7 protein-coding genes are annotated in these 10,781 nt (G+C 37.1%); 3 read left to right on the top strand and 4 right to left on the bottom strand.

What is annotated here, in order from left to right; all coding sequences use genetic code 11:
• Positions 1 to 21: 21 nt before the first annotated feature.
• The 4 genes from ygfZ to pnp form a co-directional block, all read right to left on the bottom strand.
• Positions 22 to 915, bottom strand: a complete 894-nt coding sequence (ygfZ, locus tag PF272_RS10730) for a CAF17-like 4Fe-4S cluster assembly/insertion protein YgfZ (RefSeq protein ID WP_271142751.1) — start codon at positions 913 to 915, stop codon at positions 22 to 24.
• Positions 916 to 973: 58 nt separating this feature from the next.
• On the bottom strand, positions 974 to 2,755 hold the full coding sequence (locus PF272_RS10725) for a DEAD/DEAH box helicase (protein WP_271142750.1): 1,782 nt from the start codon (positions 2,753 to 2,755) through the stop codon (positions 974 to 976).
• A 44-nt stretch (positions 2,756 to 2,799) separates the two neighbouring features.
• Entirely contained in the window at positions 2,800 to 3,720 is a 921-nt protein-coding gene (gene nlpI, locus PF272_RS10720) for a lipoprotein NlpI (RefSeq protein ID WP_271142749.1), read from the bottom strand.
• 86 nt (positions 3,721 to 3,806) lie between these two features.
• Positions 3,807 to 5,960, bottom strand: a complete 2,154-nt coding sequence (gene pnp / locus PF272_RS10715) for a polyribonucleotide nucleotidyltransferase (RefSeq protein ID WP_271142748.1) — start codon at positions 5,958 to 5,960, stop codon at positions 3,807 to 3,809.
• A gap of 559 nt (positions 5,961 to 6,519) precedes the next feature.
• Here pnp and glpA point away from each other — a divergent pair.
• Genes glpA through glpC form a run of 3 tightly spaced genes read left to right on the top strand, consistent with a single transcriptional unit; the run spans position 6,520 to position 10,722 of the window.
• Positions 6,520 to 8,193: an anaerobic glycerol-3-phosphate dehydrogenase subunit A gene (gene glpA, locus PF272_RS10710; RefSeq protein WP_271142747.1), complete on the top strand. Its 1,674-nt coding sequence runs from the start codon at positions 6,520 to 6,522 to the stop codon at positions 8,191 to 8,193.
• Positions 8,183 to 9,460 (top strand): glycerol-3-phosphate dehydrogenase subunit GlpB, encoded by a 1,278-nt coding sequence (glpB, locus tag PF272_RS10705; RefSeq protein WP_271142746.1) that lies wholly within the window; start codon positions 8,183 to 8,185, stop codon positions 9,458 to 9,460. The genes glpA and glpB overlap by 11 nt, the downstream gene beginning before the upstream one ends.
• Positions 9,457 to 10,722, top strand: coding sequence for an anaerobic glycerol-3-phosphate dehydrogenase subunit GlpC (gene glpC, locus PF272_RS10700; RefSeq protein ID WP_271142745.1), 1,266 nt, complete (start codon positions 9,457 to 9,459; stop codon positions 10,720 to 10,722). Before glpB ends, glpC begins: the two co-directional genes overlap by 4 nt.
• Positions 10,723 to 10,781: the final 59 nt, after the last annotated feature.

The raw sequence follows: 10,781 nt of genomic DNA, 5'->3' as shown, positions 1-10,781 counted from the left end.
CTTTTTTTTATAAGTATGTATTTATTCTTCAACAAATTTATTTGCTAAAGCTTGATAGGTTGCTCCATTTTCAGCAAGTCTAAATAATGTGTCTGGAGAAATTTCTTTATTTAATACAACTTGCAGTAAAGTATGTTGTTGATATTGAGTAAAGTTGATAATTGTTCCTGTACGACGCCAGCCATTTTCTAAGTTCATCTCAACACTAGAACCGATTTCAACATCTTCGTTTGCTTGGCTTAATAAGGTAAACATTGCCAGTTTATTGGCTCCACGATATTTTGCCCGAGCAATTGTTTCCTGACCGATATAACATCCTTTTGTAAAAGAGATGGCTCGTTCTAAATGCTGTAAATTTAATGCTTGAGGAATAAATTCACCTTGGACTTTGCCATTAAATAATGGTTGTCCATTAATGATATTGAGAGCTTTCCATTTTTCTAGAGCAGCCGTGAAATCCAATGTTTTTGTGGTAAGAAGAATGTAGTAATTTTGCTCTTCTGCATCAATATGAACTAAAGTATCGGATTCAGTTTGGTAAATTTCTCCATCATATTGCCATTCGTTAGGTAAGGTATCAGGTGTAAATGCATATAAAGATAAAGATTTTTCACTAAAGGTGACTTTTGAAAATACGGCGTATTTTTTTAATTGTTCTAAAGCAGTTGGTAATAAGCTTTCTTCAAAAATAAACCAAAATTGTTGAGCAGAAAATTTAATTAAACGAAATAATGAGATCATTTTTCCTTTAGGATCACAATGAGCGGCTAAAGTAGAACTATTATCTGCCATTTTGGTAACATCACAGGTTAATTGCCCCTGTAAGAAAGTTTGGCTATCTATGCCAGAGATTTCGATAACACGGTAAGTGGGTAATGATGTGGCTAATTGAGTTACTTTATTTAATGTAGGCATAGTTTCTCCTTAGAGATGTAAAATAGGGCTTGTATTTAGTCCAAGCCCTAGTTGAGAGTTAACGATTAGCAAATTTTTTGCGATTCTCTTTAAATTTTCGTTCTTTTCCTGAACGAGAGGATTTTTTGCTAAAGGCATCATTATCACGATCACGCTGTTTCTTATTGCGTGAAGCGTGTTTTTTATCTTCAAACTCTACTTGAGCTGCTTCAAGTAAGGACATTTTCATTGGTTTACCAACGACATAAGTACGTTGGAAATGTTGCAATAATCCTTTCGGCATTTCAATAGGTAATTCAACAGTTGCGTGATGTTCATATAATTTAATATGACCAATATAACGACTGCTTAAATTCCCTTCATTAGCAATAGCGCCTACAATATGCCCTACTTCAACTCCATCTGCACGTCCAACTTCAATACGATAAACATCCATTGGCATATTATTTCTTGCACCACGGCGTTCAGCAGAACGAGGATTTTCACGGCGCTCTTTTTCTCTGCGTAATGGTTTAATTTCTGGATCAGGCGGTAGAATAAGTTTTTGTTTACCTTGTAATAGCATCATCATTGCAGCTGCAATATCTTCTTGAGATTGATCTGCTGCAAAAATATCTTCTAGTAAGCTGCGATAAAGCTCAAGATCATGATGTTCAAGTTGTGCTGTAATTTTTTGTCTAAATTTTTCACGTCTAACATTTTGTAACTGTTCATGGTTTGGTACTTGAGTTTCATCAACGGTTTTCTTCATTAAACGTTCAATATTACGTAAATGTCGTCTTTCTCTTGGTTCAACAAATAGTAAGGCACGCCCTGCACGCCCTGCACGCCCGGTACGTCCAATACGGTGAACATAAGATTCGGGATCAAGCGGAATATCGTAATTTACCACCAGGCTAATACGTTCAATATCAATACCACGTGCAGCAACATCAGTAGCTACTAAGATATCTAAACGTCCGTTACGTAATTTATCGAGGGTCTGTTCACGTAGTTGTTGTGTCATATCACCATTCAGTGCAGCACAACGGAAATTATTTCTTTCTAATAACTCTGTGATTTCTAAGGTTGCACTTTTAGTGCGTGCGAAAATGATTGCCGCATCGAACTCTTCTACTTCAAGAAAACGAATCAATGCTTCACCCTTTTTGAAACCATTTACTAGCCAATAAGATTGGGTAATATCTGGCGCAGTTTGTTGGGTAGATTGAATTTTGATTTCTTGCGGATTACGCATAAAACGACGCGTAATACGGCGAATAGGTTCTGGCATAGTTGCAGAAAATAATGCGGTTTGATGCTGTTCTGGTAATTCAGCCATAACAGTTTCTACATCTTCAATAAAGCCCATACGTAGCATTTCATCGGCTTCATCTAATACAATCGCTTTTAATGCACTAAGATCTAATGTTTTACGACGAATATGATCTAAGATTCTTCCTGGGGTACCAACTACGACTTGGGCACCTTGCTTTAAAGCACGAAGTTGAATGTCATAACGTTGTCCGCCGTAAACAGTAACAATGTTGATACCTTTTAAATTTTTGGCAAATTGTTCACAAGCATCAGCAACTTGGATTGCTAATTCACGTGTAGGTGCCATCACTAATAATTGTGGATATTTTTTATCTATCTCAATATGGGTTAATAGCGGTAAGGCAAAAGCAGCAGTTTTTCCACTACCAGTTTGTGCCATACCTAATACATCCTCACCATTTAATAGATGAGGAATACAAGCTTGTTGGATTGGGGACGGATTAATAAATCCTAAATCTGAAATTGCAGATAAAAGTGTTTCAGGCAGACCAAGGTCTGCAAAAGTTAAAGTTTGTTCTGTCATGTAAATACCGAAAGTATAAAAATTATTTTTAATAAATGTTATTGTTATGGTTGACTCTGTGGTCGAACTTTTGTTTCGCTTAATCGCAATAATTCTAAGAGGGCAAAACGATATTCTACAAAGCTATACACTTGATTAACCATCGCCAACTTAAATAATGTGATGGCATCTTGCTTGTTGTGTAACATTAATTGTTGTTTTGCCAAGTAGAAATAGGTTTCAGTTAATACTTCTGCATATTGTGAAGATGATTTATTTGCATACTGTTTCATTCGTTCACGTAATTCAGTAAGTGAGATTTCATCGAGATAATATTGGACGATATTTGTTCCCCAATATTGATTCGATAATTTACTAGAACGTTGTTTAAGTAATGCAAGTGCTTGATTTGGATTCTGTTTTATCTCATTGAAATATAACCATAATACCCGATAAGGATTATCGGTTTCTTCCTGATAAAAGGTAAGAAAGTCATCTTCTGCTTCAGTATAACGATTAGAATAGTAGAAACTTAAACCTCGATTAAAGAAAGCATAACTATAATGAGGATCGAGTGTTAACACTGCATTGAAGTAATCAATAGCAGCATCATAATCCCCTTCAATTAGGGCATAAATCCCTAAGTAATTATAAGCATCTGCCATTTTAGGTTTGAGCTGAATCGCTTGTGAAAAATCGAAACGAGATAACGTCCAAAGACCAAGACTATCGTACAATACCCCACGTTCAAAATAGAAAGCGGCACGATCTTCTCTCGTCATTTTTTCTAATTGCAAAACTTGGCTGAGTTTGGCAATCACAACTTCTTGATCGAGATGTTCCTGTGGTTTGGTATCTGAAAAGATAAGTTGTGAATCTGTCCCTAATACACTTAATGGTGAACTACTACAACCTGCAATAAATAACCATAGGGAGAAAAAAGGAAAATATAAAAATGAACAAACTCTTTTCTGCAACTGACACATGATACTGCCTTTAAATTAGCACTAAGCTCAACATCACTGGCAAAAACACCGTGATAGGCATCACGGTGTTATTCGTCATTGCTTAATTATGCATCCGCGGAAGATTCTTCAATCACGTTTTCATCATCTTGAGCAGATGAATTATTATTCGTAGGTTGTAAATCTTTCATTGTTAAACGGATACGACCTTGACGATCAATCTCAACGACTTTCACTGTGACTTCTTGACCAACTTGTAGATAATCAGTGACTTTTTCTACACGTTCTTCAGAAATTTGTGAAATGTGGACTAATCCTTCTTTATTGCCTAATACACTAACAAATGCACCAAAATCGACGATACGAGTTACTTTACCTTGATAAATTTTATTTACTTCGACTTCAGCAACAATATCTTCAATTTTCGCCATTACTGCTTTCGCTGCGTTGTTATCGGTTGCGGCAATCTTCACTGTACCATCATCATCGATATCGATTGAGGTACCAGTTTCTTCAGTAAGACTACGAATTACAGCACCACCTTTACCGATTACATCTTTAATCTTCTTCGGATCGATTTTCATCGTATGAATACGCGGTGCGAAATCAGAAATATCAGCTCGAGGTGTTTGGATTGCTTGCTCCATCACATTTAGAATATGCATTCTTGCACTTTTCGCTTGGTTTAATGCGATTTGCATAATTTCTGGTGTAATACCTTCAATCTTGATATCCATTTGTAATGCAGTTACCCCAGTACGTGTACCTGCTACTTTGAAATCCATATCACCAAGGTGATCTTCATCGCCAAGAATATCAGATAAAACTACAAATTTATCTTCTTCTTTTACAAGTCCCATAGCAATACCAGCAACAGCAGCTTTGATTGGAACACCAGCATCCATTAATGATAATGATGCACCACAAACAGAAGCCATTGAAGATGAACCATTAGATTCAGTAATTTCAGATACAACACGAACAACATAAGGGAATTCTGCAAGGGTTGGCATTACAGCTGCAACACCACGTTTTGCTAAACGACCATGACCAATCTCACGACGTTTTGGTGAACCGATTAAACCAGTTTCCCCTACTGAATATGGAGGGAAATTGTAGTGGAATAAGAAATGATCGGCTCTTTCACCCGTTAATTCATCAATGATTTGCGCATCTCTTTCTGTACCAAGAGTAGTAATTGCTAATGCTTGAGTTTCACCACGGGTAAAGATCGCTGAACCATGAGTGCGTGGTAAAACACCAGTGCAAATATCTAATGCACGAACAGTATCCACTGTACGACCATCAATACGTGGTTCGCCTGCTAAAATACGGCTACGTACTACACGGCTTTCTAATTCGTGGATAATGTCAATAATTTTGCCTTCAGTGATGGTTTCATCTTCACTATTTTCAGCAAGAATTGTGGCACAAACATCTGCTTTAATAGCATCAATTTGTTCATAACGAGCTTGTTTCTCGGTGATGCGATAAGCTTCGCCTAAGCGTGCTTCAGAAAGTTCTTTAATACGGTTGATGAGTATTTCATTTTTGGCAGGTGCTTGCCAATCCCAACGAGGTTTGCCTGCTTCTGCTGTAAATTCTTTAATTGCTTCAATTACAACTTGTTGTTGTTGATGACCGAATACAACGGCGGCTAACATTTGCTCTTCAGTCAAAATATCTGCTTCTGATTCAACCATTAATACGGCTTTGTCAGTTCCTGCTACCACTAAATCTAAACGGCTTTGTTTTTGTTCTGACATGGTTGGATTTAATACAAATTGATCATTAATAAATCCAACACGAGCCGCACCAATTGGTCCATTGAATGGCACACCAGATAATGATAATGCAGCAGATGCACCAATCATTGCCACTAAATCAGGACTAATTTGTGGATTTACTGAAACAACAGTAGCAATAATTTGGATTTCATTTAAGAATCCTTCAGGGAAGAGTGGACGAATAGGACGATCAATTAAACGTGCAATTAAAGTTTCACCTTCTGAAGGGCGACCTTCACGTTTGAAGAAACCACCAGGAATACGACCAGCAGCATAGCTACGTTCTTGATAGTTTACAGTTAATGGGAAGAAATCTTGTCCTTCTTTTACATCTTTTTTCGCAACCACGGTTACGAATACGCTGGTATCATCCATACTTGCCATTACAGCAGCGGTTGCTTGACGAGCAATTGCTCCTGTTTCTAATGTAACGGTATGTTGACCATATTTAAATTGTTTCACAAATGGAGTCACAATTTTTTCCTCATAAAAATAGTTAAAAATAAAGGTGATTTGATTTGTAATGACCCGTTTGCGACTAGCAAAAATATTCTTGGTAGTAAAAATATTTTTGTTAGCCGCACACAAAACGAGGTATTACAAAAGCGCATTATTATAGCGTGATTTTAGATTTATGGCAGTTAATTTTAAGAATTTTCTTAGATAAAAGTTATATTTACTCGTTTTTTGTATGAAGGAAAAATATTGTTTTATGTTAATTACGTCTTAATGGGTAGAGTAATTTTTATGCGATTTTAATCTAGTAAGGTAGTTTTGAGCGAGCACGAAAATAAGTTATCTATTTTTAAAAAATGAGATGAATTATTTACCTTAAAATTTAGCTTTCTTATTCTTTTTGTACGTTACTCTACCTTATTTTCTCTTCAATTTATAAAAAAGTGTGATCTGGCTTGCATATTTGTTCTTTTTCAATCAAATTTTGATTTTTTATTTTCTTTTTGGGTTAAAATATCTCTAAATTTTCGTATTGGAATAATTTATCCTATTTTATTGTGTGTTGGAGGCTTCAAATATGACAAATCAGCAGCTAAATTCAACCACGCCACATTGGGAAACAGATGTGATTATTATTGGTGGTGGGGCGACAGGTGAAGGGATTGCTCGAGATTGTGCGTTAAGAGGACTTCGTTGTATTTTGCTGGAAAGACGTGATATCGCAACGGGTGCGACTGGGCGAAATCACGGATTATTACATAGTGGGGCAAGATATGCTGTTAATGATCATGAATCTGCGGAAGAGTGTATTAAAGAAAATATGATCTTAAAACAGATTGCTCGCCACTGTGTAGAAGATACAAAAGGACTTTTCATTACATTGCCTGAAGATGATCTGGCTTATCAAAAAACATTTATTGAGAGTTGTGAAAAGGCGGGGATTGATGCGATTCAAATTGAACCAGAATTAGCAAAACGATTAGAACCCTCAGTCAATCCATCTTTGATTGGCGCGGTGGTAGTGCCTGATGGTACAGTTGATCCGTTCCGTTTAACTGCGGCAAATATGTTAGATGCGAAAGAGAATGGCGCAACTATTTTAACCTATCATGAAGTAGTGAAATTATTGCGCGAAGGGGATCGTGTTATTGGTGTCGAAGCGTTTGATCATAAACGCAAAGTAACTGGTCGTTTTTATGCACCATTAGTCGTTAATGCTGGTGGGATTTGGGGGCAAGGCATAGCAGAATATGCTGATTTAAAGATCAAAATGTTCCCAGCGAAAGGTTCGCTATTAATTATGGGACATCGGATTAATAATTTAGTGATTAATCGCTGCCGTAAACCAGCTAACGCAGATATTTTAGTACCAGGTGATACGATTTGTGTTATTGGAACGACTTCTGATCGTATTCCTTATGATCAAATTGACAATATGGTGGTGACACCACAAGAAGTGGATGTATTGTTTACCGAAGGTGAAAAGCTTGCTCCCGCTTTACGTCATACTCGGGTATTACGTGCTTATGCAGGGGTACGCCCATTAGTTGCTAGTGATGATGATCCATCAGGACGAAACGTGAGCCGAGGAATTGTGTTATTAGATCATGAAGAACGTGATGGCTTAAAAGGTTTTATTACCATTACAGGCGGTAAGTTAATGACTTATCGTTTAATGGCGGAATGGGCAACGGATTTAATTTGTAAAAAATTAAATCATCAAGCAGCGTGTAAAACAGCGAGCCAACCCCTCCCAGGTTCACAAGAAACTGCAACTGAAACACATCAACGTATTGTATCTATTCCTAATCCAATTCGTATTTCTGCAATCTATCGACATGGTGCAAGAGCAGATCGTTTATTAGCAGAACAACGTTTAGATCGTAGTTTAGTGTGTGAATGTGAGATGGTCACTGCGGGTGAAGTCCGTTATGCCGTTGAAGAATTGAATGTGAATAATTTGGTTGATTTACGTCGTCGTACTCGTGTGGGGATGGGAACTTGTCAAGGTGAATTGTGTGCTTGTCGAGCAGCTGGGCTAATGAGTCGTTTTAATGTGATTTCAGCAAGACGTTCTACTACACAACTCTCTTCTTTCCTGGAAGAACGTTGGAAAGGTATTGAACCGATTGCGTGGGGCGATGCAATTCGTGAAGCTGAATTTAGTAGCTGGATTTATTTTAGCTTACTAGGGTTAAAACAAGTGAATACACAGGCAACAGACGAAGGGACAGATAAAAATGAATTTTGATACTCTTATTATTGGTGGCGGATTAGCAGGGTTGCTTTGTGGTATCAAATTACAACAACAAGGCAAGCATTGTGCAATTGTGAGTGCTGGACAAAGTGCGATAGATTTTTCTTCAGGTTCATTAGATTTATTAAGTTATTGTGCTGATCAACAAGTCACAGATTTAAAAGCAGGATTAACACAATTAGCAGAACAAAATGAACATCATCCTTATAGTTTGATTGGCAAAGATAATGTTTTAGCCTATGCAAATGATTTCCAACAATTAGCACAACAGTTACAACTTAGTTTAGTAGGTGATATCAAACAAAATCATTATCGAGTAACTCCATTGGGATCATTACAACCCGCATGGCTATCGCCAACTCATGTACCGACAGTGCCGATGTCAGGAGAAAAATTCCCCTATCAATCGTTGATGATTCTAGGGATTGAAGGATTCCATGATTTTCAACCGCATTTAGTAGAAGCCAATTTAAAAACATTACCGCAATTTGCAGATTGTGAAATTAAGCACACTTTTTTACATATTCCAGAGTTAGATCATTTACGTACCAATGCAAGAGAATTCCGGAGTATTAATATTTCGCAAGCATTAGAACATAAACTCAACTTTAATGAGTTAGTACAAGAAATTAAGCAAGTTGCGGGTACAGCCAAAGCAATCTTTTTACCAGCCTGTTTTGGTCTAGATGATGAAAACTTTTTTATGCAATTAAAACAAGCAACAGGATTGGCACTGTTTGAGCTACCTACATTACCGCCTTCTTTGTTAGGTTTACGTCAACATTATAAATTACGGCGTGAATTTCAGCGTTTAGGTGGTGTGTTAATGAATGGAGATACCGTATTACGTGGTGATTTTGCACAAGGTAAGGTCGTTCAAGTCCATACGGCATTACATGAAGAAATTCCATTGAGTGCAGAAAACTACATTTTGGCGTCAGGCAGTTTTTTTAGTAATGGATTGGTGGCGAAATTTGAAAAAATTATTGAGCCAATCTTTGACTTAGATTTGATTGCAGATAGCGAACGTTTACAGTGGACAAAACACCGATTTGCTGATGCACAACCTTATCAACATTATGGGGTGAAAATTAATACACATTGCCAAGTGATGAAAGATGGACAGGTTGTACCGAATTTATTTGCAGTAGGCGCGGTGATTGGAGGCTTTAGTGGCTTACATGATGGCTGTGGTTCAGGGGTATCTATTGCCACAGCCTTTAATGTCGTTGATTATATTTTAGCGGGAGGCAAGCAATGAATTTACAACAATTAATCGCTCAAGCTGAACAGACTCATCAACAACCTTATCATGATTCAACGTTTGAGAGTTGTATTAAATGTACAGCGTGTACGGCAGTTTGCCCTGTATCTCGTAATAACCCTGCTTATCCGGGACCAAAACAAGCTGGACCTGATGGAGAACGTTTGCGGTTAAAAAATCCAATGCTTTATGATGAAGCACTTAAATATTGTACTAATTGTAAGCGTTGTGAAATAGCCTGCCCATCTGGCGTGAAAATAGGGGATATTATCGTTCGAGCAAGAGATCATTACGGTAAAGGCAAAGGGAAAAGTAAGATCCAAAAACTTAGAGATGCAATCCTAAGTAACACCGATTTAATGGGAACAATGAATACGCCATTTGCCCCAATTGTTAATACGATTACTGGCTTAAAGGCGACACGTTTCTTATTAGATAAAACACTAAAAGTCGATCAACGCCGTAGCTTACCAAAATATTCATTCGGTAGTTTCCGTAATTGGTATAAGAAGAATGCAGCAGAACGCCAGAGTTTATACCGTGATAAAGTTGCGTATTATCACGGCTGTTATGTGAATTATAATAATCCTGAATTAGGCAAAGAGTTGATTAAAGTCTTTAATGCGATGGATATTGGTGTTGTCTTGTTAGAAAAAGAAAAATGTTGTGGTTTGCCTTTGATGGTAAATGGTTTTCCACAAAAAGCGATGAGTCAAGCAGAGTTCAATATTCAACAATTAGAGAAAGTCGTAGCCGAAAAAAGTCTGGAAATTGTTGGAACATCTTCAAGTTGTACGTTGACTTTAAAAGATGAATATGAACATATTCTTGGTAAAGATAACAGCAAAGTAAAAGGACATATTAATTTAGTCACTCGTTATATTTATAAATTATTGGAAAGTGGTGAGAAAACGTTACCGCTAAAACCATTGCCATTACGAGTGGCGTATCATACAGCGTGCCATATGGAAAAAGCTGGCTGGGTACCTTATACCATTGAGTTATTAAGAAAAATTCCAGGCTTGGAATTAGTCATGTTAAATTCACAATGTTGCGGTATTGCGGGAACGTATGGATTCAAATCAGAAAACTATGAAACTTCGCAAGCTATTGGAAATAGCTTATTCCAACAAATTGAAGCGGGAAATTTTGATTATGTGATTTCAGATTGTGAAACCTGTAAATGGCAAATTGATATGTCAACCAGTCGTACTTGTTTACATCCAATTACTTTATTGGCAATGGCATTAGCAAAATAGGTGAAGAATTAGCTTCTTAGTTAAATTGTCAAAAATACCTCGCTGTGGCGAGGTATTTT

This window comes from Gallibacterium faecale (genome assembly GCF_027920745.1).
Lineage (GTDB): Bacteria > Pseudomonadota > Gammaproteobacteria > Enterobacterales > Pasteurellaceae > Gallibacterium > Gallibacterium faecale.
The sequence above is the reverse complement of the archived record's forward strand: the minus strand, read 5'-3'. Positions and strand labels throughout refer to the sequence as shown.

Excerpts from the sequence above, each read along its gene's own strand:
- glpA (WP_271142747.1), top strand. The coding sequence starts at position 6,520 with ATGACAAATCAGCAGCTAAATTCAACCACGCCACATTGGGAAACAGAT.
- glpB (WP_271142746.1), top strand. The coding sequence starts at position 8,183 with ATGAATTTTGATACTCTTATTATTGGTGGCGGATTAGCAGGGTTGCTT.
- PF272_RS10725 (WP_271142750.1), bottom strand. The coding sequence starts at position 2,755 with ATGACAGAACAAACTTTAACTTTTGCAGACCTTGGTCTGCCTGAAACA.
- nlpI (WP_271142749.1), bottom strand. The coding sequence starts at position 3,720 with ATGTGTCAGTTGCAGAAAAGAGTTTGTTCATTTTTATATTTTCCTTTT.
- ygfZ (WP_271142751.1), bottom strand. The coding sequence starts at position 915 with ATGCCTACATTAAATAAAGTAACTCAATTAGCCACATCATTACCCACT.
- glpC (WP_271142745.1), top strand. The coding sequence starts at position 9,457 with ATGAATTTACAACAATTAATCGCTCAAGCTGAACAGACTCATCAACAA.